At 67.9% G+C, this 24,542-nt stretch carries 33 protein-coding genes; 8 read left to right on the forward strand and 25 right to left on the reverse strand.

Annotated elements, in window-relative coordinates; genetic code table 11:
- Positions 1–103 precede the first annotated feature (103 nt).
- The 6 genes from bla to ASF37_RS11635 all read right to left on the reverse strand — a co-directional run bounded on the left by bla (position 104) and on the right by ASF37_RS11635 (position 2,827).
- Positions 104–1,027: a class A beta-lactamase gene (bla, locus tag ASF37_RS11615; protein WP_056580696.1), complete on the reverse strand. Its 924-nt coding sequence runs from the start codon at positions 1,025–1,027 to the stop codon at positions 104–106.
- 134 nt (positions 1,028–1,161) lie between these two features.
- Positions 1,162–1,572 carry a pilus assembly protein TadG-related protein gene (locus ASF37_RS11620; RefSeq protein WP_082506506.1) on the reverse strand — a complete coding sequence of 137 codons (411 nt, stop codon included), beginning with the start codon at positions 1,570–1,572 and terminating at the stop codon, positions 1,162–1,164.
- The gene (locus ASF37_RS11625) at positions 1,569–1,991 is read right to left on the reverse strand and encodes a hypothetical protein (protein ID WP_056552297.1); all 423 of its coding nucleotides are present in this window, start codon (positions 1,989–1,991) and stop codon (positions 1,569–1,571) included. Before ASF37_RS11625 ends, ASF37_RS11620 begins: the two co-directional genes overlap by 4 nt.
- Entirely contained in the window at positions 1,988–2,386 is a 399-nt protein-coding gene (locus tag ASF37_RS11630; RefSeq protein ID WP_056580953.1) for a TadE family protein, read from the reverse strand. The genes ASF37_RS11625 and ASF37_RS11630 overlap by 4 nt, the downstream gene beginning before the upstream one ends.
- Complete coding sequence (locus ASF37_RS17190) at positions 2,383–2,544, reverse strand: DUF5302 domain-containing protein (protein ID WP_156364647.1); 162 nt, start codon at positions 2,542–2,544, stop codon at positions 2,383–2,385. Before ASF37_RS17190 ends, ASF37_RS11630 begins: the two co-directional genes overlap by 4 nt.
- Before the next feature lie 100 nt (positions 2,545–2,644).
- The gene (locus tag ASF37_RS11635; RefSeq protein WP_055968831.1) at positions 2,645–2,827 is read right to left on the reverse strand and encodes a hypothetical protein; all 183 of its coding nucleotides are present in this window, start codon (positions 2,825–2,827) and stop codon (positions 2,645–2,647) included.
- Between the two features lie 449 nt (positions 2,828–3,276).
- Between ASF37_RS11635 and ASF37_RS11645 the strand changes: the two genes are divergently transcribed.
- From ASF37_RS11645 to ASF37_RS11655, 3 genes are all read left to right on the forward strand, one after another.
- Positions 3,277–3,654, forward strand: a complete 378-nt coding sequence (locus ASF37_RS11645) for a hypothetical protein (RefSeq protein WP_056580705.1) — start codon at positions 3,277–3,279, stop codon at positions 3,652–3,654.
- Positions 3,651–4,181 (forward strand): hypothetical protein, encoded by a 531-nt coding sequence (locus ASF37_RS11650; protein WP_056580707.1) that lies wholly within the window; start codon positions 3,651–3,653, stop codon positions 4,179–4,181. Before ASF37_RS11645 ends, ASF37_RS11650 begins: the two co-directional genes overlap by 4 nt.
- A 486-nt stretch (positions 4,182–4,667) precedes the next feature.
- Positions 4,668–5,477: a hypothetical protein gene (locus tag ASF37_RS11655; RefSeq protein WP_056580711.1), complete on the forward strand. Its 810-nt coding sequence runs from the start codon at positions 4,668–4,670 to the stop codon at positions 5,475–5,477.
- Between the two features lie 7 nt (positions 5,478–5,484).
- Here the strand turns inward: ASF37_RS11655 and ASF37_RS11660 are convergent, their stop codons facing one another.
- The 4 genes from ASF37_RS11660 to ASF37_RS17200 form a co-directional block, all read right to left on the reverse strand.
- Positions 5,485–5,751 (reverse strand): hypothetical protein, encoded by a 267-nt coding sequence (locus ASF37_RS11660; protein ID WP_156368182.1) that lies wholly within the window; start codon positions 5,749–5,751, stop codon positions 5,485–5,487.
- Between the two features lie 43 nt (positions 5,752–5,794).
- The gene (locus ASF37_RS17195; RefSeq protein WP_156368183.1) at positions 5,795–6,214 is read right to left on the reverse strand and encodes a hypothetical protein; all 420 of its coding nucleotides are present in this window, start codon (positions 6,212–6,214) and stop codon (positions 5,795–5,797) included.
- A complete protein-coding gene (locus tag ASF37_RS11665; protein WP_056580717.1) occupies positions 6,211–6,837 on the reverse strand; it encodes a hypothetical protein in 627 nt (208 codons plus the stop codon). Before ASF37_RS11665 ends, ASF37_RS17195 begins: the two co-directional genes overlap by 4 nt.
- A gap of 191 nt (positions 6,838–7,028) precedes the next feature.
- Complete coding sequence (locus ASF37_RS17200) at positions 7,029–7,523, reverse strand: hypothetical protein (RefSeq protein ID WP_156368184.1); 495 nt, start codon at positions 7,521–7,523, stop codon at positions 7,029–7,031.
- Positions 7,524–7,634: 111 nt separating this feature from the next.
- Between ASF37_RS17200 and ASF37_RS17480 the strand changes: the two genes are divergently transcribed.
- Complete coding sequence (locus ASF37_RS17480; protein WP_056580722.1) at positions 7,635–8,321, forward strand: hypothetical protein; 687 nt, start codon at positions 7,635–7,637, stop codon at positions 8,319–8,321.
- A 1-nt stretch (position 8,322) separates the two neighbouring features.
- On the opposite strand, the gene ASF37_RS11680 is transcribed toward ASF37_RS17480, so the two are convergent.
- Entirely contained in the window at positions 8,323–9,024 is a 702-nt protein-coding gene (locus tag ASF37_RS11680) for a hypothetical protein (RefSeq protein ID WP_156368185.1), read from the reverse strand.
- A 73-nt stretch (positions 9,025–9,097) separates the two neighbouring features.
- On the opposite strand from ASF37_RS11680, the gene ASF37_RS17205 reads away from it, so the two are divergent.
- Positions 9,098–9,514: a hypothetical protein gene (locus ASF37_RS17205; RefSeq protein ID WP_156368186.1), complete on the forward strand. Its 417-nt coding sequence runs from the start codon at positions 9,098–9,100 to the stop codon at positions 9,512–9,514.
- A 22-nt stretch (positions 9,515–9,536) separates the two neighbouring features.
- On the opposite strand, the gene ASF37_RS11690 is transcribed toward ASF37_RS17205, so the two are convergent.
- From ASF37_RS11690 to ASF37_RS11745, 14 genes are all read right to left on the reverse strand, one after another.
- The gene (locus ASF37_RS11690) at positions 9,537–12,209 is read right to left on the reverse strand and encodes a hypothetical protein (RefSeq protein ID WP_056580730.1); all 2,673 of its coding nucleotides are present in this window, start codon (positions 12,207–12,209) and stop codon (positions 9,537–9,539) included.
- Positions 12,209–12,472, reverse strand: a complete 264-nt coding sequence (locus ASF37_RS11695) for a hypothetical protein (RefSeq protein ID WP_056580731.1) — start codon at positions 12,470–12,472, stop codon at positions 12,209–12,211. The genes ASF37_RS11690 and ASF37_RS11695 overlap by 1 nt, the downstream gene beginning before the upstream one ends.
- The gene (locus ASF37_RS11700; protein ID WP_056580732.1) at positions 12,469–12,864 is read right to left on the reverse strand and encodes a hypothetical protein; all 396 of its coding nucleotides are present in this window, start codon (positions 12,862–12,864) and stop codon (positions 12,469–12,471) included. The genes ASF37_RS11695 and ASF37_RS11700 overlap by 4 nt, the downstream gene beginning before the upstream one ends.
- Before the next feature lie 268 nt (positions 12,865–13,132).
- Positions 13,133–13,639, reverse strand: coding sequence for a hypothetical protein (locus ASF37_RS11705; protein WP_056580735.1), 507 nt, complete (start codon positions 13,637–13,639; stop codon positions 13,133–13,135).
- Positions 13,640–13,641: 2 nt separating this feature from the next.
- Positions 13,642–13,950 carry a hypothetical protein gene (locus ASF37_RS11710; RefSeq protein ID WP_056580738.1) on the reverse strand — a complete coding sequence of 103 codons (309 nt, stop codon included), beginning with the start codon at positions 13,948–13,950 and terminating at the stop codon, positions 13,642–13,644.
- Positions 13,947–14,168, reverse strand: coding sequence for an excisionase family DNA-binding protein (locus ASF37_RS17360; protein ID WP_162239957.1), 222 nt, complete (start codon positions 14,166–14,168; stop codon positions 13,947–13,949). The genes ASF37_RS11710 and ASF37_RS17360 overlap by 4 nt, the downstream gene beginning before the upstream one ends.
- A gap of 161 nt (positions 14,169–14,329) precedes the next feature.
- On the reverse strand, positions 14,330–14,617 hold the full coding sequence (locus ASF37_RS17210; RefSeq protein ID WP_162239958.1) for a hypothetical protein: 288 nt from the start codon (positions 14,615–14,617) through the stop codon (positions 14,330–14,332).
- Entirely contained in the window at positions 14,614–15,822 is a 1,209-nt protein-coding gene (locus ASF37_RS11715) for a DUF3631 domain-containing protein (protein ID WP_056580740.1), read from the reverse strand. The genes ASF37_RS17210 and ASF37_RS11715 overlap by 4 nt, the downstream gene beginning before the upstream one ends.
- On the reverse strand, positions 15,819–16,037 hold the full coding sequence (locus ASF37_RS17365) for a hypothetical protein (protein WP_056552348.1): 219 nt from the start codon (positions 16,035–16,037) through the stop codon (positions 15,819–15,821). The genes ASF37_RS11715 and ASF37_RS17365 overlap by 4 nt, the downstream gene beginning before the upstream one ends.
- A 211-nt stretch (positions 16,038–16,248) precedes the next feature.
- On the reverse strand, positions 16,249–16,482 hold the full coding sequence (locus tag ASF37_RS17215; RefSeq protein WP_156368188.1) for a hypothetical protein: 234 nt from the start codon (positions 16,480–16,482) through the stop codon (positions 16,249–16,251).
- Positions 16,483–16,994: 512 nt separating this feature from the next.
- Positions 16,995–18,323, reverse strand: a complete 1,329-nt coding sequence (locus tag ASF37_RS11730; RefSeq protein ID WP_235499998.1) for a recombinase family protein — start codon at positions 18,321–18,323, stop codon at positions 16,995–16,997.
- The gene (locus ASF37_RS17600) at positions 18,223–19,266 is read right to left on the reverse strand and encodes a type II secretion system F family protein (protein ID WP_056580748.1); all 1,044 of its coding nucleotides are present in this window, start codon (positions 19,264–19,266) and stop codon (positions 18,223–18,225) included. The genes ASF37_RS11730 and ASF37_RS17600 overlap by 101 nt, the downstream gene beginning before the upstream one ends.
- Positions 19,263–20,114, reverse strand: coding sequence for a type II secretion system F family protein (locus ASF37_RS11740; RefSeq protein WP_056580751.1), 852 nt, complete (start codon positions 20,112–20,114; stop codon positions 19,263–19,265). The genes ASF37_RS17600 and ASF37_RS11740 overlap by 4 nt, the downstream gene beginning before the upstream one ends.
- Positions 20,102–21,352 carry a CpaF family protein gene (locus ASF37_RS11745; RefSeq protein ID WP_056580754.1) on the reverse strand — a complete coding sequence of 417 codons (1,251 nt, stop codon included), beginning with the start codon at positions 21,350–21,352 and terminating at the stop codon, positions 20,102–20,104. The genes ASF37_RS11740 and ASF37_RS11745 overlap by 13 nt, the downstream gene beginning before the upstream one ends.
- 359 nt (positions 21,353–21,711) lie before the next feature.
- Here ASF37_RS11745 and ASF37_RS11750 point away from each other — a divergent pair, with 359 nt between their 5' ends.
- From ASF37_RS11750 to ASF37_RS11760, 3 genes are all read left to right on the forward strand, one after another.
- Complete coding sequence (locus tag ASF37_RS11750) at positions 21,712–22,167, forward strand: hypothetical protein (RefSeq protein ID WP_156364653.1); 456 nt, start codon at positions 21,712–21,714, stop codon at positions 22,165–22,167.
- 166 nt (positions 22,168–22,333) lie between these two features.
- Positions 22,334–23,056: a response regulator transcription factor gene (locus ASF37_RS11755; RefSeq protein ID WP_056552371.1), complete on the forward strand. Its 723-nt coding sequence runs from the start codon at positions 22,334–22,336 to the stop codon at positions 23,054–23,056.
- A 22-nt stretch (positions 23,057–23,078) separates the two neighbouring features.
- A complete protein-coding gene (locus ASF37_RS11760; protein WP_056580757.1) occupies positions 23,079–24,518 on the forward strand; it encodes a cell wall metabolism sensor histidine kinase WalK in 1,440 nt (479 codons plus the stop codon).
- Positions 24,519–24,542 lie beyond the last annotated feature (24 nt).

Here is a 24,542-nt window from a genome sequence, read left to right on the forward strand (position 1 = left end):
TCCCCCCGAGGGATCTCGCCGGGCCTGTCCCGGCTCTCGTCGACGACGCTACGAGCGGGTGCTGCGAATTCGCTGCGAAGCCCCCGGGGGTCTCCGGGGTCGCTCAGTCGGCCTCGGGGTCGAACCCGGCGACGGCCACGCGGGTGGCGTCGGCGATGAGGTCGTTGTCGTACTCGGCGTCCTGCTCGGTCTTCGACGACATGATGACGAGCACGATCGGGTCGCCGTCGGCGCGGCGCAGCACGGCGATGTCGTTGCGGGTGCCGTAGGCGGCGGCGCCGGTCTTGTCCGCGACCTCCCAGTTGTCGGGGACGCCCGAGCGGATGAGGTCGTCACCGGTGGTGTTGCGGACCATCAGGTCGGTGAGCATGGCACGCGCGTAGCCGTTGTTCACCGCGTCACCGTCGGCCGGGAGCAGCGTGAACGCGCGGAGGGTGGTGGCGAGCGCCTCGGGCGTGGTGGTGTCGCGGTCGTCGCCGGGGACGGCCTCGTTCAGCTCGGGCTCGATGCGCGACACGATCGTCGTCTCGTCGCCGATCTCGCGCAGCACGCCCTGCAGCTCCTCGGGTCCTCCGAGCAGGTCGAACAGCAGGTTGCCGGCGGTGTTGTCGCTGTACCGCACGGCGGCGTCGGCGAGCTCACGGACCGTCAGGTCGGTCTCGCCCTCCTCGACGGCCTTCTCGAGCTCGGGCGAGTTCTCGACGAGGTCCTCCTCGCCCAGCTCGACCGTCTGGTCCAGGACAGAGCGAGGCTTCTCGTGCAGGAGCGCACCGACGGCGAGCGCCTTGATGGTCGACGCGTACGCGAACCGCTCGTCGGCCCGGTGCTCGACGACCTGTCCGGTGCCGGTGTCGATGGCGTAGACGCCGAGGCGCGCGTCGTACTCCTCCTCCAGGTCGGCGAAGTCGGCCGAGAAGGTGGGCGATGCGGTGGCCGTCGGCTCCTCGCCGCCGTCCGGGGTGTCGTCCCCGCCGGTGCACCCGGCGAGCACGAGGGCGGCGGCGATCACGGGCAGCAGACGACGCATGCCCCTATTCGACCAGATCGCCTCGAACGCCCCTCCCTGACCCACATCCGTTTCGGACAGTTGAGGGGCGGTCAGGTCGGCCGGCACGACCCGGAAGTGTCCGAGACGGGCGCGCCCCGGCGAGTGGTACCGGGTCACGGGCGTCGAAGCTGCGACGACGCCTCCGCCGAGACGCGGGCCTGGTCGGGCCAGCCGGGCGGTGCGAAGGGCAGCTCGACGTCACGCTCGAGCCGGACGCTCACCGTGTCACCCCGGACCGCGACGTCGACACCGGCGACGTCCTCGCCCGCGAGGTAGCCGGCCACCAGCTGTCGCGACGCGGCGGGATCGAGCTCGATCGTCCGCTCGGCGTAGAAGGCGCCCTCGTCGAGACCGTCGGCCGCGGCCAGCGCGGCCCCGTCGGTCAGGTGGGCGAGCTCCTGACGCTGCAGGTACGCCGACGACGCGTTCACCACGACCGCGAGGAGCAGGCCGATCACCACGAGGAAGCCGATCGTCATGACCGTCACGCTGCCCCGCTCGTCGCGCTCCACCCGGCGCGTCATCGGCCCTCCCGGAACGAGCCGAACGGCTCGGTGTGGTCGGAGTCGACGGCGATGCCACCGATCCGCTCCCCCAGCGCCGACGGGGTGAGCGGCAGCGGCTGGACGGTGCGCACCGACACCCGGACCGAGGACCCGGGCTGCAGGCACGCGTCCGGCGTCGGGAGGCAGGTGACCACCACGTCGGCGTCGACCCGTTGGTCGGCGAGCGCCACCGCTGCGGCCCTGCGCGCCCGGTCGGCGGCCGTGGCGGTGTCGGGCGCCTGCACATAGGCGCGGGCCGCGGCCTTGCTGGCCGAGGAGACCCCGTAGGCGGCCCGCTGGGCGTCGAAGACCGCGATCATCACGTAGACGAACGGCACGAGCAGGAGCACCGTCAGCCAGACGAACTCCACCGGGGCCGAGCCGCGCTCGCACCTCACGGCTCCTCCTGCAGGAGTGCGCGACCGCGGACGTCGAGGGAGACGCTCGGCCCGAGGACCCCCAGCGCCGGCACCTCGGCACGCACCCGCACGACGAGCGCCGGGGCGCCGTCGACCGACGTCTGCGATGCCGTCACCGACCTCGCGAACCGCTCGGACAGGCTGCCCGAGATCATCCGACGCGTCCGCGCCACCGCCTCAGCGCTCGAGGCGCCGAGCGGGGCACCTGCTCGCGCGCCGTCGGACGCGGCGGCGGTGAGGGTGTTGCGGACGTGCAGCACGAGGCCCAGCTGCATGATGCCGAGCACGAGCGGGACGAGCACCACCACGACGAGCACGTAGTCGACGACGGCCGACCCGCGCTCCTGGTGTGCTCGACGCTCGCGGCGGGTCAGACGCTCTTGCGGCGGAACTCCGGCTGGGCGATCGGCTTGTCGGCACCATGCGACTTCTCGCTGCCGTCGTGCTCGGCGGTCTGGGCCGACGCGTGGTGCTTGCCGGCCTTCTTCTCGAGGGCCTCGCGCATCTTGGCCTTCAGGTCGTCGTTCGCCACGGTGCCTCCTAGGGTTCCGGCCACCGTACCCCCAGGGCACCCCGAACGGTGGCAGCATGCGAGCGCTCGCACTCGCGAGAGGTCGGCTCCGCACCGGACCTCAACGCACCGAGTCGAGCGCGTCCCTGAGCATCGAGCTCAGCTCCGGGCCGGCGATCGCCGCCAGCAGCGCGACGAGGCCGGCGGACATGACCGTGATCATGACCCACCCGGGCACGTCACCCCGTTCGTCGTGCGGGGGATGCTGCAGTCGTTCGAGGACTCTTCTGTTCAGTCGTGACATGACGCTCCTTCAGCTGGAGAGGCGGAGGCCGACGAGGCCCGGGTAGAAGGCGAAGACGACGGTGACCGGCAGCACGAGGAAGACGACGGGGAGCAACATTCGTCAGCGCTACACCTGGCTGACACGAAAGTGCTCCCGCGTCGTCTGTATCGACCGGGAGCGTGGACCGACCCAACCGCAAACGAAGGATCGATCATGAGCAACGCTACCGCTCCCCCGCCCTCACTGACCGACGCTCACACCGCCCCTCTCGGACTGGTGGTGATGTCGGTTCGATCCGTCTCGAAGGCCACTGACCTGGATCAGTCGATCATCCGAGACGCGATCCACCGTCAGGAGCTTCCGGCCATCTACGTCGGAGGCATGGTCCGTGTGCGAGCGCGGGACATGCACGCCTGGCTGGACAACCAGCCAATGGTCGGAGGCCCCCGACAGACGGCGGTGAAGGCATGACCACGGCGCTGGCTACGCAGACCATCCCCGTCCAGCCGCGAGAGACCTTCACCTGCCCCGCGTGGTGCGTCCTCGAGCACGATCGCGAGAGTCTCGATCGGTGGGAGTACGGGCAGTGGACCGTGCGCCACGAGGGCGACTTGCTGTACTGGTCGACGTCGCGCGGCACGGAGATGAGGGCGCGACTGATCTGGACCGAGATCGTCGGCTCGAGTCCGATCATCATCGAGGACTTTCTCGACCTCACCGGCCCTTCGATCGAGCTCGACGGCGACGACGGAAGCGGCTACATGGGCACCCACGAGATCGTCGGTCTCGACTGGCCCGAGTGGCAGCGAGTGCTCACCAAGTTGTGGAAGCAGGTCAGCGCATGACCCACGTCTACACGATCGTCGACGTCTCAGGGTTGTCCTCGGCCGACAGCGCAATGTGGCACCTTCAGGCGCGGGTCGACGGCGTCGAGCTCGTTCATCAAGAGACGGAGGCCTTCTCCTGGGAGGGCATCCCGGAAAATCCGGGCATGTTCAGGACGTTCGCAGTCGTTCGTTTCGACTGGGAGACCCGGCGATGGTCGGCGCACGCCTTTGCGGATTGTTCGGCCACTGAGGTGGCCGCAACTCTCCGCTCCGCATCTCACTTCTCGGCGACTTATGGCCCGCGTCCAGGAGGCCGTCTCAACGGTGCGCGCTGGCGTCACCGCCGGTCCTATCGAGATCTATCGCGCTCCACTCGCGAGATGCGCGTCAGCGAAGCATGGATCAGTCGCCGGCTCACCGTGCAGGACTTGCTCGCCACCGAGGCGGTGCCGGAGCCCGTCCCTGACACGATCGAGTCCATCGCCCACCTCGTCGACGAGCATTACGACGGACTTCTGCGCGAGGCCAAGGAGGCTCAACCGTGAGGCCGAGCAAGCGGATGCCCAGGCTGCCCGCTCAGCCCCTGATGGACGTTCTCCAGCGCCGCGGTGGTCTCGCAGCAGTCATCTCTTCGCGCGCGTGTTCAGCCTCACTGGCTCGTGCCGTTGAGCGTGGACGCAGCGAAGGCCACTTCACCCTCAAGGCCGCCGACCGACTAGCGAACGATGTCCTCCGAATGCATCCGAGCGAGATCTGGGGAGAGGACTGGTGGGCCGCGTGACCACCCGCTTCAACCTCACCCGAGGCTCACCCAACCCGCCGCCCCACGAGGGCGGCGGATCACTCGCGCGCCCGGGCACCGCCCGGGAGGCGCCCGGGCAGCCCCCGGGAGGCGCCCGGGCAGCCCCCGGCAGAGGACCGGCAGTCGGCAGCGCTGCCAGGACCCCCCGTCGGCAGCCCTCCCCGCTCCCCCAAGTGACTCACAGCAACGGTCACGACGCCCTCACGCCGCTTCCTGACAGGACTCCCCCATGCCCACGACGCCCACCGTCGAGATCATCGACGTCACTCCCGAGCTCGCCGAACGCTGGCTCGCCAAGAACCCGAACAATCGCAACATCCGCAAGGCCGTGATTGACGGCTACGCCCGCGACATGACCACCGGCAACTGGGTCCTCAATGGCGAGACCCTCAAGTTCGACACCGCCGGCCGACTCATCGACGGCCAACATCGACTCTCGGCCGTCATCGTCGCCAACACCTCCGTGCCGATGATCGTGGTCCGCGGCGTCGACGAGACCGTCATGGACACCGTCGATGCCGGCGCGAAACGGACCTACGCCGACGCGTTGAAGCTCCAGGGCGAGGAGAACACCACCACGCTCGCTGCGGTCGCCAGACGGGCCGTGATGTGGTCCAAGGGCGCCCGCACCAACACCGGAGCCGTCCGGCCCACACCGCGCGAGATGAACGCGTTTCTGGAAACGCACCCGAGCATCCGGACGTCGGCTGAGACAGCTGTCCGGCTCGCTTCCCGCACACTCCTGCCAGCCTCCGTCGTCGGTCTCTGCCACTGGCTGTTCGCCGACCTCGACACCGACGACGCCGATTGGTTCCTCGCACGCATCGCAGACGGTGACGGCGTTCCCAGCAACTCCCCCGTGGCTGCCCTGCGCAACCGCATCGTGAAGATGCGCGTGTCTGGAGGGCGAGTGAACGAGACCGAGGCTCTCGCGTTGGTCATCTACGCCTGGAACGCGCACCGCCGCGGCGAGACACGGAACAAGCTCCAGATGCCCAAGGGCGGGCTGACGCCGGAGAACTTTCCGGAGCCGCGCTAGCGGAGCTCTAGTTGCTAGTGCCTGCAGAGAGGCTCAGCGCACCACCATCGGCCAATTGCTGCAGTATCAGCGGAGTCGAAGCCCCAACCTGGATGACCACAAAGACTGAGACATCTTTCCCCTCGAGCCCAGCCCAAGCGAATAATCCACCGAGGAAGATGGCGAAAACAGAGGCGATCCAGTAGCGCACACTGGTGAACCACTCGGGCAAGTCCGCCTTCGGAGTCCGGCGGAAGCGAAACCAGACCGCAAACTCAGCGATCGCCGCACCCATGACGCCGAAGATGGCGACCGACCAAGGTTCCATCTCGTTTCGATCAGCGAGGCCGGCGTGCGATGATCGACAGCGCAATCCGGATCTTCTCTTGCCAGGTGTATCCCAGCGAACTCAGCCGCAGCCATTCCTCCTCGCCTCGGCGAGGACGAACAGGAGCACGAACGGCATCGCCGAGCACGCGCACCGCATCTCGCACCGAGGTCTCGTCGACCTCCAACTGCTGGGCAAGGGACGCTACGGACCGCCAATCGGCGTCACTGTTAGCCAGCGCAGTCCTGACTCGCGTAGGGAGCTTCTTTGAAGTTAGCCGGAAATAAGTCAGCCCGAATTCAGCGGCATGCTGCTCGACTTCCTCAATCGAGGGCGCGGGACTCAAGGTCCCGAAAGGCGGTCTGACTTCGCGCCAACGCGGGCTGATCGTAGCGGGAACGGAGAGAAAGTCGCCTGCGTGGGTGGTCATGCGTCTTCCTTTCCGATTACTTCAAGGCCTGTGCCCGCCAAGGAACTCCTTAGCCGTCGAGCCTTGATTAGGGCTCTTGTTGCGTGATCGCGGAGCGACTCCAGATCATCCCGGTCCAGTGTCAAGTGCAACTCCTGCGCGCCACCTTCAGCGAAGAAAGAGACCTGCAAGGTGTGAACGATAGTCGACCCGAGTGGCAACGCATCGTCCGAATCGTCGAAGAGGGGCCGGACGTCTGTGAGGACCCGGGTCCCGCTGACGATTCGCTCGTTCGCCCACAGCAGATCAAAGACCTTCGCCACCCTGACAACTTTGTCGTTGGAGAGCAGTAGTTCAAGCGCATGCTCACCACCGGGATGATCCGAATCTTCCAGCAGATCGCTCGCCATGTCTGCGGCGGAGAGACCCCTGGAACTGCGAAACACAGATGCAGTCATCAGGGCATCGAAGGCAGCCTCGTCCACGCCCGCAGCGATGGATACGAAGGCGCTTCGGAGTGCCGCGTCCGTCGCCTCGGAGGCGTTGAACTCAGCGAGTAGTCGCTGAATCACCGAGTCGTCAAGCACCGCAAGACTGGCCAGCGCCTCTCGGTGCTGCCGCGGAACCGCTACCGCGGCTCTCATTGCGTACCGCCTACCATCTGATCGATCCTGGGTCAACCACCATACGAGTCTACCGTCGCTTCCGAACTCAAGCCAACGCTGTTCCAGATCGTGGCACCCCGGTGGGGTGTGGCAGCGGAGCCACGCCCTAACGGATTGTCAGTTGACAGCGGGTGTGCCCTCTTGCGGCCGCCTGGTCGAGTCCCGGCCAGTCAGCTCGGTCGGTACAGGGTTGCGCCGGTCCTCTGGCGCCGCTTGCGATTGTCATTCCACCGGATGGTGACGTCAAAACTGGAGGGCAATGCTTCGCCCACGAAGACGTCGACCTTCACGCTCTGCCCCGGGTGCACCCGCGGCAGAGGGAATTGTCTGCTCGAGAACATCAGCGTCTGCCAGTCGCGATCGTCTGGATCGTCTGCCGCCACCGGTTCGACCTCGATGTCGTAAGCGTCAGCCGGCCCCGTGTTCCAGATGGCGAAGAAGTGCTCACTCACCTCGATGCGTCCGGCAACAGAGCCCGATATCGACCGGTCACGTCGATCGCAGCCGAGTTCGATCCGTAGGTGAGCTCGTCGACCCGATCGCCAGCCTCCGATCCTTCGAGCGACGATGTTCCACAGTGTCAGTCCGAGGGCAAGAAATGCCGCAAGAGCCGCCCAGCCATCAGCTGTCAGGTCAAGAAGAAACTGCGGGAGCTCGACACCCATCCCATCATCTTCCCCTACTCGGAAACTTGCAGCGCCGAGGTCGTAACCGGCCGCACCAGCGGCCTGACATGAAAGGCCAGGTCAACCTGGCTTGCCGCCTAGCATTCTGCCATGACAGACACGGACGACCCATCGAGCGAGTGGATCTCGTCGCTCGGCATCGTGGACCCTGCGAGCGGAGCGTTGGTGGCCTCGGAAGCTCGAGAGTTGATCATCGCTGCTGGACAGAACCTCTTCCCCACGGGCCCCTTCAAACTGGAGCAACTGATCATTGCGGGATTGGTCGCCAGAGCCCAGTCGCTTCACGAGTCCGCAGTGGACGCCAGCATCAAGAACAACCCTCACGCAGCGTTCACGCTCCTGCGCGCCTATGTGGAACATTGCGCGGCGGTGCTCTACATCAAGGACCATCCGACTCGAGCTGAGAACCTGTGGAACGATCATCACGGACACGGCGTGCCCATCGGCAAGATCACCAACTATGCCGAACGCAGTGGGCGCTTTGTCAGCTTCCGAGAGGTCTACCGGTCACTCAGCAAGTACGCACACCCCGGGAGCGTCGGCATCTTCGCCTCGATGCAAGTAACCGGCGAAGATGATGGAGGATTCACCTGGCAATCAAGCCCAAGGTTCAAGTCCGAGGGCGAGCAGCTCCTCGCTTTCGCCTGGGTGGTCGAGTTCGCACGAATGTTCCACGTCCTGATTCACCAGTACGCGGAGTCGGTGGGGCTTGGGACCATCCAGGGCCCACAATCGTCGACTGAGCTGGAGACCGGGGACGACACCCCACGTAACTGACTCAGATCGCCGTGCCGGATCTCCACTCGCGCAGGATCGCCGGGTCCATACGACCGACTTCTGGCCATCTCAGGCGAGTACCCCTCGACACACGGATGCAAAGTTCGTGCGCCTCCCCCGCATCCTCAGGGCGGCAACCGACCTCCAGCATGTAGGCACGGACCTGTTCCGGCGGAAGCGTGAAGCGGGCATCGGCGAGGATCTTGATCGTCGACTTCACCATGCCCCTCCCCAGCGTCCCGCCGAGGTTTCCCACGAGGCTCTCCAGACCGTTGCGGACGGTCCTGTCTAGACCGACGTTTCCAGCCGGCACGTAGGCAGAACCGAGCAATTCGGCACCCGTGCCCCTCGCCCAGGCAGTAACCCACGGGAGCGGCGATGTGGGTGCCTGCCAAGGCATCAGGCACACGGCACGTATGTCCCTGTCGTGGGAGAGGAGCTGGGTGAACGCATCCGCCGTGGGCCACGCCGCCAGGACTGGGCCGTTGGGAAAACCGCGGCCCCGCTTCGAAACCCTCACGCTCGGCATCTTCGACAGCGCAGCAATGCCCTTCCACTCCGTCAACACATGAGTGTTCGGGACGTCGAGCAAGATCTCTCCTCCCAGCTCGCGCTGCTGCTGCAGGACCCAGCGCACGCCGAGGTCAACGGCACCCGACTTGTCTTCTGCGCCAGGGGTGATCGCACACGGATAGTCAGCCACCAGGCCAGGCTAGGCCGGGGTGGCGACACGTCACGACAGATTCGGTGTCGGTGAGCACGCCTACGATCAATTCATGCCTCCTAGTCGCGACGCTCAGCGAAAGCATGTCGTCATCGGACTCGCCCTTGGCGTCTTGCTCGAAGGCGCCGATGCTGTCTCCGCGGACAAGGGGAAATTCACGTTCGCGTTCAACCACACGTGGAGGACCTGGGATCGAGCGAACAAGTTTCCTGGGATCAACGGACCTTTCCCAGGCGACTACATCTGGCTCGGCCTTCGAAGGTCTGGCAACCGTCAGATGGCTTTCGCGGCATGGGATGACTCAGAGCGCGGCTGGTGGATTCCCTACCTGCCGATGGAGGGCCTGACGCTCGAGGAAGCTGTCGACATCCACTCCGACGAGCGTGCTCGCGAAAGCGACTGGCGAAGCCTCGCTAGGCCGTTCCTCGACCGTCTCGGTGGCTCGGGTGTCGGGGCGTTCAACGCCTGATCAACCGCAGTTCGGCGCGACCTCAGCCGCCCATTGAATGGAGGCGCATGTTGCCGAGGCTGTCGGCGCGCCAGGTCGCGCCGCGGAGCGATCGAGTGACTGCCTTCTCGACCGCAGCCGCGAGTTGCCCCGAGTTCACCTCGGCCGCCACTGAGGCCACGAAGGGCGTGGCCGACTGGACCGGGCTCACGGAAATCCCCCTCGTTGCGAGTGCGCCGTCAGCGAACCGGCGAGCGTTGAGGCGGTCCAGGACGCCCAGGCGATCGGCTGCCTGCATGAGGACGCCGATGTTCTGCTCCTCCATGCCCGGCTTGCCCGAGATGTACGCCTCCCAGCGCGTCTCCGGCTCGCCCCACATGACCACGCCCTGCGAGCCGGACCGCATCTGCGGAGTCCGAGCGACCGCGCGGCCGTACTCGTCGAAGCCGCCGTCAGCGCGTGCCTTCACATCCCAGAAGCCGCCGTCGGCCTGGCGAGTCGTCGTGCCGCCGACGACCTTGATGCCGATCGTCTTCTGCGAGGGCAGGGCGTTGATCCTGTTGAGGATGCCCTGGAGTGCCGACCCGGCCTCGGGTGCGCCATAGAGCGTGAAGCGGGACGAGACCCGCGGAGGGATACTCAACAGATCGTCGGCCAAGGCTTCCGCCTGCGCCCGCGACCTACCCATCGCTCGCGCGATTTCGATGAAGCTCGCTCGAGCGCGCTCGTACCGACCTGGAATGTTCTTGGTGGCATCGTCGACCCGCGACCATGAAGATGCGATGCGGTCGAGCGCCTCCTGGTTCTCGCGCCCGTCGGCTAGATCGATGTTGAGCGTCGGCTTGTTCTCTCGAGCTGCCTTGGCCGCGTCGTCGAGCGCGGCCTCGAAATCACGCTCAGCCGCACGACCCTCGAGGGCGGCGTCACGGGCGGCATTCTTCGCGGCAGCGTTGTCCAGGAGCGCCTCAGTGCTGTCCCGTGCCGCCGACGAGGCCGAGTCCATTGCGTCGCTCAGCCCCGCCTCCGCGAACATCTGGTCCTGCGCCCCGCGACGTGCCGCGGCGTGCTTTTCCTCCAACTCCCCGAGCTGACCCCCGGCCTCACTGGAAGACGTCGTGAACCTATCGACCACCGCAGCGAGGCCAGACACGGCTGTCCCACCGCTGGCGGACATCTCGGCCCATTCGGCGATTCGCTGGCCCATGCCTGCCTCGCCGTCGCGCGCCTTGTCAACCTCCTCGCGGAGTGCAGCCATCGCTTCGCGTCGCTGCTCGATCGAGCCGCCATCGGCTGCGCGATTCGCGTTGTCGAGCGCAGTCGAGAGCGCGTCCGTGGACGCCGATAGGTCGCGCGTGATGCCGAGGGCCGCACCCGCCGCAGCGCCCAGCGGGCCGAGAGCCGCGCCAGCCAGCGTGAACATGGCTGTGTTGGCCAGGCCCAGGTTGTCGTCAAGGTCAGAGGCCGCGAAGGCGAGCGCGCCGAGGCCGGCAGTGACCCGGCCGACGCCGCCCATCGAAGCGCGCAGGCGCTCCGTGGTCGTGGCGAACTTGCCGACCTGCGGGCCGGCGCTACCAAGGGCCGCGCCGAAGTCCAGGTACGCGGAAGATGCGCCGCGAAGATCGCGGGCACTCCGGGCCGCGCCGCCGAAGGATGAGCCACCCAGCAGAGTAGCCAGCGCCGAGCCGTTGGCTACGTTGTAAAGCGCGACGGCGCGGGAGATCGCAGAGATGCCAGCCGCGACACCGATCAGCACGGGGCCGACGTCGGAGTCGGCGATCGAGGCAATGCCGTCAGCGAGCAACTCGATCACCGGGAGGGCGGCCTCGCCGACAGGTGCCGCAGCCTCGGCAACCTGGAGCAGCGCGTTACCGAGCGCACCGAGGGTGTCCCAGACCTTCGGACCAGTCCGGTCCAGGTAGGCCAGGAAGTCCTCGAACCCTTGTGTCTCGTCGACCGATGAGGCCCACGAGGCAAAGTCCTGCGACATGCGCAGGAACGAGTCCGAGAAGTTGGCCGACACTGGAGCGAAAGCCATCCAGAGCTGAGCGAAACCGTCGGTCAGGTTCCCGACCGTTCGGCCCAGGTCCATCAGCGTGTCCTGCGCCTCGGTCTCCAGGAAGTTGAAGAACTCCTCCCAGCGAGGGCCGGCGAGCTCCGTGCCAGCCTCGGCGGACAGTTGACCGAGTGCCTCGGCGATCTGGCCCACGATGCGCTCCGCCTGCGGAAGCTGCGTCATCAGCTCGGAGATGCCGACCTGCATCCCCGGGAACATGCCCTCCTGGGCGACGTCCTGGAGGCGCTGGAGCTCGGGACGGATCGACTGGAGGTAGCCGACAAAGTCGCGACCAGCGGGGCCGAGCGAGGCCATCGACTCCTCGAGCTTGGCGAAGTTCGCGGCGCTCGGCTCGATCTGAAAGTCGTTGACGGCCTTGAGCGCCTCGCCCACACCGGAGAACGCGATCACGGCGACGCCAGCAGCGCCAGCCGTTAGCGCCAGTTGATTCGACAGGCTAGCGAGCGCGGGGACCGCAGAGGTGGCAATGGGCACCAGCGCGGGACCAACTGCGAGGAGACCCTGCACGAGGTTCGCCGAGCGGTCAGTGCTGGTGTCAAGTTCCTTGGTGAACGCCTTCGTTGTGGCCACTGCGCCGAGGACTGCCCGGTTGTAGCGAGAGACGTCGGCGTCGAGGATGACTTTCGCATTTCGCTGGGTCATCAGATCTCCTCGTTGCTCGCGAGCAGTTCGGCCACCTGGCGGCGGAGCTTTGATCGGACGGACTGCTCGGTCAGGGTTGGGTGCACCTCGGCAAGCATCTTGATCGCGAGCGTCGTGTAGATGAGCAGCGCGGCGATGACCTCGGGCTCGGGCTCTAGGGCCTCGCTCAGTACTGCGGTGTCGTTGTTCGAGAAGGCAGCAAGCAGATGCTCAGCCTCGAGCGCGGCAGGAACATCATCGAAGCCCGAGGGCGTGGCACTCATCGGCTCCCTCCCTTCGTCGACCAGCGCTTCTGCGCCGCATCTCGGGCCTTCGCTGAGCGAGCGCCGGCTGACTGCTCTGCGCGCTGCTCCCCCGGCTCATCTGGGAGACGAAGCTGCTTAAGCAGACCCGCGAGGACGGTCCGCTGCTGACGAACCTCCTGGATGATCGGGTGGGTCTTGAGCTGCCCGCCGACTCCGGTCACGGTCATCGGCTGGCCGTCGAACGCGCCCTCAAGTCGGACGATCATGTCCGTGGTCCGGCAGGCGGACTCTAGAACGCGCAGCTCATCGGGCCGCAGCTCGTAGGCGGTCGTGACGTCCTTCCAGAGACGCGCCCCAGTGGGCGCCAGGCCCTTCGGAGCAGGCGCCTTCGGACGGGTCTTGGTGGTCATGCAGACCTCCCGAAACGGTTTGGAAAGTGGCACGCAGGATCGGAGGTGCTATGCCCCCCGGTCCTGCGTCGGTGCGTCGGAAGGGGGTCCCCCCACCCCCGAAGGGTTTGCATTTCATACACGGGCCGAGCCGCTATGCCCCCCGGTCCGGGCCGTGCGTCAGGAAGGGGGCACTGCCACCGGGCCACCGACCCACCCGCGCGGCCATGGAGGCGCCGGCCGGACATGGCGGACGTCGACGCCACGCGCGGGTGAGCCAGCGAGTTCATCAGGCCACACCCTCACCGCGTGCCTCAGCGATGAGCGCACGAGTCTCCTCATCGTGCAGGCGCGAGGCGTGCCACGGGATGGCGGTGGACTTGGCCTCGTTGATCAGGCGGTCGACCTCGAACTCAGCATTGAGCTGAGCCGGGATCTCCTGACCGAAGTCCTCACCGTCGAGCAGCCTGCGACTGGCCTCGGCCTGGACCCGGTACTGATCCCGGTTGAAGGCGGCCATCCCCTGACGCAGCGCACGGAGGGAGTCGACGGCGGTTCGATAGTGCTTCTGCAGTTCGGCGAAGTCCTTCTCCGCGAGAGCCTGAGCGTCGGCCCTGAGTGCAGCGAGGGCAGCCTGTCGCTCCTGCTCAGCAGTGCGGGCCTCGGCTGCTGCGTCTGCCTCGGCCTGGAGCCCCGCGAACTCCTCGTCGCGTCGTGCCTTGTCGAGCTGGGCTGCGGTGATCGTGGTGTCGCCATCGATCATCCGCTGACGCAGGTCGGTGTACGTGTCGCTCATGTCTACCTCCGGAACATTCGGGCTGCGATGTCCTCGACGGACTCGACCTGGCCGCCAGCGGGTGCCGGCATCAGGGCAGCGAACTTGGTCTCGTACTCGGTCTTGGCGGCGGCTGCGATCTCGCGCGCCTCGTCGTTCATCCCCTGCCGGTGAGCAGCGACGATCTTGGATGCCGTCGCCTTGGCTGCGGAGATGAACTTCGCGCGGTCCTCACCCGCCGGGACGGTCACGCGAGCGAAGTCCTCGGCGTCAGGCTCGAGGCCCATCGTGGCGGCGTAAAGCACCTCGTCGAAGGTGGTGTCGATCCTCACGATGCCTCCCGCTTAATGGCCAGGCCGGCGACGTAGGCGTCCAGGTCGACGACCCGCACTCGGGTCAGGCTGCCGACAGCGACGGATGGCAGTGAGCCGTCAGCAGTCAGCCGCTTCACGTGTCGTGTCGAGCAGCTCATCGCTGTCGCCACCTCCTCGTAGGTCAAGAGCATCGGGTTGATGACTCGACTCTCACCGAGTTGCCAGAGGGCATCCACCGATGTCCCTCCCTGTCCCTCGGTGGCCCTGCGTGTCACGGCATCCTGTAGCTCGGACCAACCCGATGGAGGCCGCACACCCTGGCGAGAGCACCAGTCCCGATGACGGCGAAGCGCCACAGACAGGTGACCGAGCAGTTCACGGTTCGCGTCGAGAAACATCACCGTGAACCACCTCCTGCCAAGAGGTCGCGCGCATGCCGACCCTTCGTTGCAGGAATGCGCGCCGCCCACACTCCCCCCACCTCAAGCCACTCGTCGACATAGGTGCGGCAGTCGTGCAGAGCCGGACAGGTCGTGCACGCCAGTGCGGCGGCTTCCTGCGTTTCGACGTCTTCCGACAGCCACCAAGTACTCAGCTTCGGGTTCACGCACGGAACCGACCTGCCCGATTCGTCGTGCGTGAAGATCTGCTGCATCAGATCGGAGAGAGCTTCAGAGCGACTCATGACGCACCGCCGAACAGGGCCGCTGCCGGTTCAGCCGGTTCAGCCAGTCCTGCCGGTTTATCTAGGCCCAGGGACCGAAATGCAGGCTCGAGGCTGGCCCTCGTGTAGCCGCGGGGGCCGTTCGCGTCCGGCCTCGACGTAGTGATCGAGAAGTGCTTCACGAGCATCCGGCCCAGACGCTGCGCGGTCAGGTCCTTCCCGAACGGCGACTGAGCTCCCCAGGACTCCGGCCAGAGATCGACGAGCTGTCGAAGTGCCTTCTCTGTTGGGAGAAATGACTGTCCTTCCGGCCAAATCAGGTGAAGATGACCGAGTAGAAGGATGTGAGGCTTCTCGATCACGATGCCCTCATCGCGCTCACGCTGGATGCGCTCAAGGTCCTTCAGAGCCAGTTCGTCGGCTACGTCCGGCCACCTTCCGCCGGCCGCGACAGCGACACGCTTCAACGGTCCCCAACACTCCCGGAGGCGACCCCGGATGCCCTCGGGAAGGCTCGGCCGGCTCGTCCGAACCTCATCTCGCACTGAACCGGCCCAACCGGCAAGGGCTGCCCCGAGGGCGGCAGCATCGTCCTCGATCAGCTCCCAGTCGGACTCGTCGGCAGTGCCGTCGATGTCCGGCATGAGGAGCACCCGAATGCATCTGGACTTGGTGTCATCCGGAAGATCGGGAGAGTTGCCGGCCATCGCCACTGGCGAGTACGTCGGCATCTCCTTCACGTCCCAAGTGCCGCCCTGCCCCGGCACCAACACAGGTCGGGCGCCGCCCCGCTTGTATCCGGAGTTGAGGACGGCGAGCAGCTCGCCTACGCCATCGAGCTTCGGCGACAGCGACCGGTCAGCCTCGTCGATCAGAATCGTCCGCATCCCCGCGTCGAGCAGTCGAGCGAGAAGCGCTGGCGACGAGAGCGAAGCGGCCTGCACTGGATGATGACAAAGCCGCGACAGATGCTCGAGAACGGTCGTCTTCCCCGAACCGGGCACCGGAGAGTCGATCAGCAGCCGCGGCGTCGTGTAGGTCTCGAAGGCCAGGTGCGTGTGCGCGGCCCAGAGCGTCAGTAGGTCGAGATCGTGATCGTTGACCGTGGTCACATACCTCTCGAACCAGGCTCGTGCCGGTTCAAGAGGGGTCGCCTTCTGAACCGGCAGGACCGGCTCAAGCGGCTGAACCGGCTGGAGGAAGTCGGCAGCATCCCATCCGCTCATGCCGCACCTCCGAACTCGTCGTAGCTGACCTCGTAGCCCTCGAGCTCGGCCAGTGCGATGACGTCGGAGCCGCGACGGACTCCGGTCATCCATGCCTGATAGGTGCGGTTCCAGAGCGGCTTGCCACCCACCGCATAGATCAGCTCTCGGGACTTGTAGCCGGTGATGAAGACCGTGTCCTTCCCGACCAGTCGCCGGACGGTGAGGCGCTTCATGCGACATCCCGCCCGTCAGCACGTCGCCCGAACTGCGGGTCGCGGTAGCCCGAAGGCAGCGGCGGCAGTCGGAGAGCCGCATCGCGGCGCCGCTTCATCTGAGCGAGCGGGGACTGATCCGTCGTACCCTGGGAGAAGTCGTCAGCCTGCTCGGTCTTCGACTCCGGCGCCTCGTGGTTCGTACCCGCGGGGCGCCTTCTCTGTGAGTAGGTCACGCGGCGTCACCACCGCTCAACAGGACAGCGAGACGCTGGCGCTGCTCCGCCGTGAAAGGCGGTGCCTGTGCAGCGATTCGCTGCACGTAAGACGCGATCGCCTCGGCGTAATAGTCACGGCGAGCTTCATCGAGCTCGGACTTCAGGCCCGGGTCGTCAGGAGACTTGCTGGCTCTTGCGGTGAGCGAAGCGACCTTGGCGCGTCGCTGCCGCTGGTCTGCGGTGAGCATGGCTGCGGAACCCCTCTACGGTTCACACGCAGCCCTTGCGTTTTGCACTTGACCCTGTGCTGGGTCCCCTTGCGGGGCGGGGCAACTTGATGAGTTGTGCCTCTAACCCTAGTAGGTCTAGTCCCCCTGGTCGGACGACACGCCCGACACATCGATCGAGGGGACCCGTCCCTTAGTCGGGCGCGGAGCGTCACGAACCGCGGCCACAAGCGAGGGACCGTGGAGCAGGTGGCGAATGCCGCAGGGGCACTCGATCGTCACTTCACTGCCGAGGGGGGTGGAGGAGCGCCGAGTGCTAAGCCGAAGCACCTCGAGCGGCGCGTCCTTCGGAACAACGGCGCCTAGCAAGGCAGGGCGACCCTGAACTCTTCTGCAGACCAGCTCGGCTCGGCGCGCGGTGCGCGCAGGGAGGCTCGTCGCGGCACCTGCGCGCTCGCGGCGCATCTGATCAGGACGGAACATCCCGCTCTCGTCCGGCTCCTCGCCGTCCTTCGGTGTGCGGATAACTGCCATCAAAGACTCCACTCGAACTCGACCTGCTCCGGCGAGAAGCGCTGCCCCGCTCCTGAGGGCAAGACGGTTACTCGCATCAGCGCGTCGATCACAGCCCGCTTGCGGTCGAGCGACTGCCCTTCCCACCGAGCCCTGACGCCGGGCCCTACGAGCTCGGCATACTCCGGCGACGGGCTGGCCGCGATGATCTGAGCCTCTACTTCCGCGAGCTTCGGTCTGAGTCGTGCCGTACCGCGCTCGAGTTGCGACCCGGTGATCAGCCCATCTGCGAACTGATCCGCTAGCAGGTCCAGGCGAGCCTCAATCGCGAGCTTTTCGCTCGTCGCCCGAGTCATCGCGTCGGAGTCGCCCGCGAACAGGTCGGCCGCGTCCGGTCGCTCGAGCCTGGCGATGACCAAGGCCTCGACCACCTCGTCGACGGCGTCGGCCTTCCGACGCACCTTGTAGCAGTTCTGGCAGGCATAGGACCGCGGCTGCTTCTTCTTGCCGTACCGATGCTCTGCCGCCCCCCTCAGGCGTTCGCCACAGTTGCCGCAGATCGCGATGCCACTGAGGAGGTGCTTCACTCCCCCGTTGTTGCCGGTCCGACGTCGAGGATCTCGCAACAGTGCGACCAGCCGATCGAACGAGTCGTCGTCGAGGATGGCCGGCCAGTTGCCCTTGCCGATGACCTGCTTCTGATGGACGCGTCGGCCGGCGTTCCGATCACGGAGGAGCACCTGTCGAAGAGTGGTCCCCGACCACGGCTTCCCTGAGGGCGACATCGACCCCGTTTCGTTCAGCGCCGACGCCACCGCGCGCAACGGCTCGCCAGCCAGGATGCGCTTGGTGGCCGTCTGGATCACCGCTGCCTGCTCAGGGTGAAGAAGCTCGGTGTACCCGCGGACGGTCCCGGTCTCGTCGATCACTGGCTCGCGGACGTAGCCGTAGGCGACCTTGCCGTGTGAAAGTCCGCTCTCGGCGCGCTCGAGGAACTTCCGCTTGAGCCGCCGCGACGACTGCTCAACCTCGTGCCGAGCGACGCTCCCTTTGATGCGGGCCGTGAGTCGTCCCTGCGGCGTCCCGAGGTCTACCTCTCCCCCGACCGATGCGAGTGCGACGCCGTGCGCCTCAGCAAGATCGATGAGTGTCTCAAGCTCGGCCGGCGTGCGGGTCAACCGGTCGATGTCCCAGACCACGAGCGCGGAGACCCTGTCCCGCTTGATGTCATCAAGGAGCCGCTCGTACTCAGGCCGACGTCGCCCCGTGCTCGCACTGACGTCGTTGTCGACGTAGGTCTCGGCGACGCTCCAGCCTCGATCTGTCGCCAGTCGAGTGCAGTCTTCGATCTGTCGCGCGACGCCAAGCGCGCTCCCGTCGTCCGATGAGATTCGGGCGTAGATCACAGCGGAAGTTTCTCGGTTCACATGGACAATGGTAGTACCCCGGATGCATGATGTCGGGGACCATCATCAGGATCTCCTTGCGGCCGCCGGCCTCCATCAGGTCGCGACGGGCGGTCTCGCGCACGTCGGCAGCCTGGGCGTGCAGCACGTCGACGAGCGGGGTGCCGCGGTCGACCGCGACGGCGAGCCCCTCGGCGAACCGGGCGATGCTCGCGACGCCCGTCCGGGCCGCGAGGGCGTCGAACGCCGCGGGCACGGTCCGCCCGGTCCGTACGTCGGCCAGGACGGTGCCGAGCTCGTCGGCCAGACCACCCCTCAGGACCTGGAGCACCCGCTCCAGCCCGGCCACCGGACTCTCCCCCGCAGCGACCGCCAGGGCGAGGAGGTCGGCCACGACGGGGAACTCCTCGGCGAGCCGGGCCTCATGACGCTTGACCTGCGACGAGAGACAGGTGTCCCGCCCGAGGACGCCTGCGACGAAGCCGGTGACGCACACGACCATCAGGACCAGGGGCGACCCGCCGTAGGTGGTCCACACGACGGTGCAGATCACCGACGCCACACCGAACCCGAGAGCACCCCAGACGAGCTGCTGGATGCGGAGCTCCTCGACGCCGTAGGGCGACCCGAGACGGGTCAGTCGTCGTTCGACGCTCGAGGCGCCACCGGTGACCCGCCCGACCATGTCACCGACCGAGCGCAGGAGCGGCCCGTAGACGGCACCTACGGTGCTGGTCGAGCGCGCCGACGTCGGCAGGACGTCGCCGAGGTAGGGGTCGATCCGCATCATCGGGGTGGGGTGCCGGACACGCCGCCAGGACGTGAGCACCAGGAGCAGACCGCTCGCGAGGACGGCACCGAGGACCGCTCCGACGACGGGGCTCATGCGAGGACCCGCCGCTCCTGCGGAAGCCGACCGATCCACAGCATCAGCCGGAAGGCGACCACGCACACGACCGCGCCCACGGTCAGGACCACGGCCCCGGTGGCGGTGGCGTACCTGGCGACCACGTCCGGCTGCAGGCTGAGCGCCGCGAGGACCACCCAGGGGGCACCGACCGCGAGGCGTGCGGCGTTCACGGTCCAGGACTGGCGCGCCTCGAGCTCACCGCGGGTCCGAGCCTCCTCGCGCAGGAAACCGGAGAGGGCGCGAAGCATGCGTCCCAGGTCTCCTCCGCCGACGTCGCGCGCGAGACGCAGCGCCTCGACCACGCGATCGCCGGTCGGGTCAGCGAGGCGCAGCTTCAGGCGGTCGAGGGCCGCGTCGAACCGTCCGGTGGACTGGTAGTCGCGCCCGAACCGCACGAAGGGTTCCCGCAGTCCCTCCGGACCCCGCTCCCCCAGCTGCACCACGGCCTCGGGGAGCGAGAGTCCGGCGCGCACCGCGGAGGCGAGGTTGTCGACGGCGTCGGGCCACAGGTCGGCGTGCTCCCGTGCACGCCGACGTGCGCGACCCCGCAACGTCGCCACGGGGAGCAGCGCCGCCAGCGCGCCGAAGACGAGACCGACGACCAGGACCCGCGACACGATCGTCATCACGAGACCGGCCACGAGGAACGACCCGCCGCACAGCCCGAACAGACCGGCCGGCGTCACCTCGGAGAGCCCGGCGGCGTCGAGCAGCTCGCGCAGCGAGCGGGTCGACCGACCCCGAGGTCGCGGGTGCGGGTCGGCCAGCGCCCACAGCACGAGCACGAGGCCCAGCCCCAGGACCAGTCCGATCAGGGCGCCCATCCGGGGTCCTCCTCGGGCACCAGGACGTCGTCGAGATCGATGCCGACGCGCTCGAACGCGTCGCGCCGAGCCGGTCGACCGTGGCCGCGCCTCAGCGTGCCTCCTTCGCGCTTGAAGACCGTCTCGGTCTCGATGAGACCGTTCTCGACCCTCCCGGTGACCGCCGCGACCTCCTGCACGGCTCGCCTGCCCGCGTGGTCGATGGAGGTGTGGACGACGAGGTCGACGGAGGTCGCGACGGTCGGCACCACGAAGTCGCTCGTGATGTTCGCCCCGGCGAGCAGCGGGAGCGTGCAGAGCTTGGTGAGCGCCTGACGGGCCGAGCTCGCGTGCACGCTGGCCATCCCGGGGAGACCGGCGTTGAGGGCGAGCAGCATGTCGAGACACTCGGCGGAGCGGACCTCGCCCACCACGATGCGACTCGGGCGCATGCGAAGCGCCTCCTTGACCAGCATCCGCAGATCCACCTCGCCGGTCCCCTCGAGGCCGGCCTGACGGGACTGGAGCGCGACCCAGTCGGGGTGGCGGCCGCACTGCAGCTCGAAGACCTCCTCGACCGTCAGCAGACGTTGCGACCCAGGGATCGCGGCGGCCAGGCAGTTCAACAGGGTCGTCTTCCCTGCCTGCGTCCCCCCGGACACGACGACGTTCAACCCCGCCACGACGCTTGCTCGCAGGAACCGTGCGGCCGTGGCGTCGATGGTCCCGAGGGTCACGAGGTCGTCCAGCGAGTGGGCCCGCGCGACGAACTTGCGGATGTTGACCGCACTGAACCCGCGCGAGATGCCCTCCAGGACCACGTGCAGGCGGTGACCTCCAGGCAGCATCGCGTCCACGAACGGCTGCGACACGTCGAGCCTGCGGCCGGACGACGACAGCATCCGCTCGACCAGCTCGCGCACCTGCGCAGCCGTGAGGATCACCGACGTCAGCTCGTGCTTGCCGTCGCGCGCGACGAACACCCGGTCCGGCTCGTTGATCCACACCTCCTCGACCGTCGGGTCGTCGAGGAACGCCTGCAACGGCCCGAACCCGGCCACGTCGGCGACGATGCCGCCCACGATCCGATCAGGTTCGTCGAGGGAGCGCACCGCACCCGTCAGCGACCGCTTGTCGTGCTCGGCCACCACGTCGATCGCGAGCTGGCGCACCGCGTCGGCCTCGACCTGGGGATCGATGCGACGGCGGCGCACCTGCTCGCGGACCTCGTCCGCGAGCGTCGCCTGAACTGGATCCACCTCGACCCTTCCCCCGAAAAGTCCTGCAGTGCCGGAGAGTCTCCCAAAGAAGACCCCATCCGTGAAGGCCCTCGTACGCAGGGTGTGGACGGACGTCCGGACTCAGGTCGGTGAACGTCGGCGGCACGCGTCCCGCTGTGGCGGGGAGGCGACCCAGAAGTCGTGCCCCCCTTCGCATGAGCCTCGAGCCACGCCGAGGCACCCTGAGAGCAAGAGGTCCTTCCAAGGACTAGCGGCGAAAGACCCGGGTCGCCTACCCTGTGTGGTGTCGGCCACGCGGAAATGGTCCTGAAGAACTAGGGACCATCGCCTCGTGACCTGCCAGCATCTTCATGGGAGTGGGGAGAAGTGGTTTCAACATGACGATCACACATGTGGCCGAGCGCCCGTCGAGCGACGACGCGTTCTCCCGTCATGCCTGCGTGCTCGAGCTGGTCGTCGGCGCCGCGCTCATCCCCGCGCGCGAGGGGCTGAGCCCCGTGCTCGAGCTCGTCGCCACCGCGGCCCGCGAGGACAGCCTCACCCCCGAGACCGCCTTCGACCTCGGTCAGCAGCTGCGCCTCGTCACCGGTGACGAACCGACCGACGACGACCTGGAGGGCCACCTGCTGCTGCGCGCCCTGCTGTCGGAGCTCATCGAGTACGCGAGCCTCGTCGAGGGCGTGCACGTCGACGACCTCGAGCCGCTCGTCGACCACCTCATCGCCGTCGGCGACCTCGCCGAGGCGCGCCGCACCATGCACCTCGCCGAGATCGCGCGTGCTCGCGTGCGCGCCCTCGAGGCCCCCGTGGCCGCCGACCTCGGCGCCGCCTGAGAGCAGCACGGAACCACCAGCACCCTCCGCCCACACCCAGGGCCGGAGGGTGTCTCCGTCTCGGCACGCCGAGCACTCGCCTCGCGGACCCGACCGCACCAGCGCTCACAGGAACGTCACAGGTGACTCACGGACAGCCGACGGACAGCCCGGCCACACTGGAGACATGAACGCCTCCCTCACGCGCGCCGACGGCAGCCGGCTGCGGGTCCTCGTGGTCGACGACGAGCCCAACATCGCCGAGCTGCTCATGATGGCCCTCCGCTACGAGGGCTGGGAGGTGCGCACCGCTGGCACGGGCCGCACGGCTGTGAACGCCGCCCGTGAGTTCGGACCCGACGTGGTCGTCCTCGACTGGATGCTCCCCGACTTCGACGGCCTCGAGGTGCTGCGCCGCATCCGCCAGCGCGACGAGCACGTGCCCGTCCTCTTCCTCACCGCGCGCGACGCCGTGGAGGACCGCGTGGCCGGGCTGACCGCCGGCGGCGACGACTACGTGACCAAGCCGTTCAGCCTCGAGGAAGTCGTGGCCCGCGTGCGCGCACTCGTGCGGCGCACCGGCGCCCGGGAGGCTCGTGCCGAGCACGTGGTGGTCGTCGGCGACCTGGTCCTCGACGAGGACAGCCGCGACGTGACCCGGGCCGGCACCGCGATCGAGCTCACCGCCACCGAGTTCGAGCTGCTGCGCTTCCTCATGCGCAACCCGCGCCGCGTGCTCAGCAAGGCGCAGATCCTCGACCGGGTCTGGAACTACGACTTCGGCGGGCAGGCCAACGTCGTTGAGCTCTACATCTCCTACCTGCGCAAGAAGATCGACGCCGGTCGCGAGCCCATGATCCACACCAAGCGTGGAGCCGGGTACGTGCTCAAGCCGGTCGAGCCCGCGTGAGCGAGAACGTGCGAGCGTCGCGATGAGCCTGACTCGACGACTCGTCCTCACCGTCGTGGCGCTCGTCGTCGCCGTCAGCCTGCTCGTCGCCGGCGCGGCGACCCTCGTCATGCGCGCCTACCTGACCGACCGCCTCGACGCCGAGCTCGCGCAGTCCACCGAACGCGCCCGGGTCCAGGCCGGTGGGAACCCGGTCGGCGACGGACCCGGTGGTCCGTTCGGCTCGCGCCCCCGGCCCAGCGCCCTGTGCGGCGAGCCCCCGCGGCCGTCCCTTGGCCAGTCCGCCCGCAGCCTCACCGCCGTCTACACCGACGACTGCCGAGCCGGTGTGCAGATCACCGAGAGCGCGGGGCTGCGTCCGCTCTCCAGCTCCGCCCTCGACGTGCTGGCCGACGTCGACCCCGACGACGAGCCCCTCACCGTCGACCTCCCCGGCCTCGGCTCCGTGCGCGTGGCCGCCACGACCACCGCCGACGGCACCGTCGTCGTCCAGGGCCTGCCGACCGGCGACCTCGACGAGACGCTCACCCGCCTGCTCTGGTGGGAGGCGCTGCTGACCGTGCTCGGCGCGGCGGCCGCCGGGCTCGTGGGCGTCGTCCTCGTGCGCCGCCAGCTCCGTCCCCTGCGCGAGGTCGCGGCCACCGCCCACGAGGTGACCACCCTCCCGCTCGACAGCGGCGTGGTGGGCCGCACCGTCCGCGTGCCCGAGAAGCTGACCGACCCCGGCAACGAGGTGGGCCAGGTGGGCGAGGCCCTCAACCGGCTGCTCACGCACGTGGAGCAGGCCCTCGACGCCCGGCATGAGAGCGAGCAGCAGGTCCGCCAGTTCCTCGCCGACGCCTCCCACGAGCTGAGGACGCCCCTGTCGACGATCCGCGGCTACGCCGAGCTGGGTCGGCGCACCGGGACCGACCAGCTGACCAAGGTGGAGTCCGAGGCCGCGCGCATGTCGACCCTCGTCGACGACATGCTGCTGCTTGCTCGGCTCGACTCCGGCCGCCCGCTGGAGCGCGAGCCCGTCGACCTGAGCCTCCTGCTCGCCGAGTCCGTGAGCGACGCCCGCGTGGTCGACGGTGGGCACACCTGGCGCCTCGAGCTCCCCGACGAGCCGATCGAGGTGCCCGGCGACGCACTCCGCCTGCACCAGGCCGTCACCAACCTGCTCGGCAACGCCTCCCGGCACACCCCACCCGGCACCGTGGTCACGGCACGGCTCCGCCTCCCCGACGCGGACCACGCCGTCGTCGAGGTGCACGACGACGGGCCCGGCATCGGACCCGACCTGCTGCCCGTGGTGTTCGAGCGCTTCACCCGCGGCGACTCGTCGCGCACCCGCGAGTCCGGCGGCGCCGGCCTGGGCACGTCCCTCGTCGCGGCCATCGCCGAGGCCCACGGCGGCACGGTCGCCGTCACCAGCGAGCCCGGCAGCACCACCTTCGGCATCACGCTCCCCCGGACCTGACGGCCCGCAGACAGCTCACAGCAG

It is taken from the genome of Aeromicrobium sp. Leaf289 (genome assembly GCF_001423335.1).
Lineage (GTDB): Bacteria > Actinomycetota > Actinomycetes > Propionibacteriales > Nocardioidaceae > Aeromicrobium.

Coding starts and splice junctions, on each gene's coding strand:
- bla (WP_056580696.1), bottom strand. CDS start 1,027: ATGCGTCGTCTGCTGCCCGTGATCGCCGCCGCCCTCGTGCTCGCCGGG.
- ASF37_RS11620 (WP_082506506.1), bottom strand. CDS start 1,572: ATGACGCGCCGGGTGGAGCGCGACGAGCGGGGCAGCGTGACGGTCATG.
- ASF37_RS11635 (WP_055968831.1), bottom strand. CDS start 2,827: ATGTCACGACTGAACAGAAGAGTCCTCGAACGACTGCAGCATCCCCCG.
- ASF37_RS11645 (WP_056580705.1), top strand. CDS start 3,277: ATGACCACGGCGCTGGCTACGCAGACCATCCCCGTCCAGCCGCGAGAG.
- ASF37_RS11650 (WP_056580707.1), top strand. CDS start 3,651: ATGACCCACGTCTACACGATCGTCGACGTCTCAGGGTTGTCCTCGGCC.
- ASF37_RS11655 (WP_056580711.1), top strand. CDS start 4,668: ATGCCCACGACGCCCACCGTCGAGATCATCGACGTCACTCCCGAGCTC.
- ASF37_RS11660 (WP_156368182.1), bottom strand. CDS start 5,751: ATGGGTGCGGCGATCGCTGAGTTTGCGGTCTGGTTTCGCTTCCGCCGG.
- ASF37_RS17195 (WP_156368183.1), bottom strand. CDS start 6,214: ATGACCACCCACGCAGGCGACTTTCTCTCCGTTCCCGCTACGATCAGC.
- ASF37_RS11665 (WP_056580717.1), bottom strand. CDS start 6,837: ATGAGAGCCGCGGTAGCGGTTCCGCGGCAGCACCGAGAGGCGCTGGCC.
- ASF37_RS17200 (WP_156368184.1), bottom strand. CDS start 7,523: ATGGGTGTCGAGCTCCCGCAGTTTCTTCTTGACCTGACAGCTGATGGC.
- ASF37_RS17480 (WP_056580722.1), top strand. CDS start 7,635: ATGACAGACACGGACGACCCATCGAGCGAGTGGATCTCGTCGCTCGGC.
- ASF37_RS17205 (WP_156368186.1), top strand. CDS start 9,098: ATGCCTCCTAGTCGCGACGCTCAGCGAAAGCATGTCGTCATCGGACTC.
- ASF37_RS11690 (WP_056580730.1), bottom strand. CDS start 12,209: ATGACCCAGCGAAATGCGAAAGTCATCCTCGACGCCGACGTCTCTCGC.
- ASF37_RS11695 (WP_056580731.1), bottom strand. CDS start 12,472: ATGAGTGCCACGCCCTCGGGCTTCGATGATGTTCCTGCCGCGCTCGAG.
- ASF37_RS11700 (WP_056580732.1), bottom strand. CDS start 12,864: ATGACCACCAAGACCCGTCCGAAGGCGCCTGCTCCGAAGGGCCTGGCG.
- ASF37_RS11705 (WP_056580735.1), bottom strand. CDS start 13,639: ATGAGCGACACGTACACCGACCTGCGTCAGCGGATGATCGATGGCGAC.
- ASF37_RS17210 (WP_162239958.1), bottom strand. CDS start 14,617: ATGAGTCGCTCTGAAGCTCTCTCCGATCTGATGCAGCAGATCTTCACG.
- ASF37_RS11715 (WP_056580740.1), bottom strand. CDS start 15,822: ATGAGCGGATGGGATGCTGCCGACTTCCTCCAGCCGGTTCAGCCGCTT.
- ASF37_RS17365 (WP_056552348.1), bottom strand. CDS start 16,037: ATGAAGCGCCTCACCGTCCGGCGACTGGTCGGGAAGGACACGGTCTTC.
- ASF37_RS17215 (WP_156368188.1), bottom strand. CDS start 16,482: ATGCTCACCGCAGACCAGCGGCAGCGACGCGCCAAGGTCGCTTCGCTC.
- ASF37_RS17600 (WP_056580748.1), bottom strand. CDS start 19,266: ATGAGCCCCGTCGTCGGAGCGGTCCTCGGTGCCGTCCTCGCGAGCGGT.
- ASF37_RS11740 (WP_056580751.1), bottom strand. CDS start 20,114: ATGGGCGCCCTGATCGGACTGGTCCTGGGGCTGGGCCTCGTGCTCGTG.
- ASF37_RS11750 (WP_156364653.1), top strand. CDS start 21,712: ATGACGATCACACATGTGGCCGAGCGCCCGTCGAGCGACGACGCGTTC.
- ASF37_RS11755 (WP_056552371.1), top strand. CDS start 22,334: ATGAACGCCTCCCTCACGCGCGCCGACGGCAGCCGGCTGCGGGTCCTC.
- ASF37_RS11760 (WP_056580757.1), top strand. CDS start 23,079: ATGAGCCTGACTCGACGACTCGTCCTCACCGTCGTGGCGCTCGTCGTC.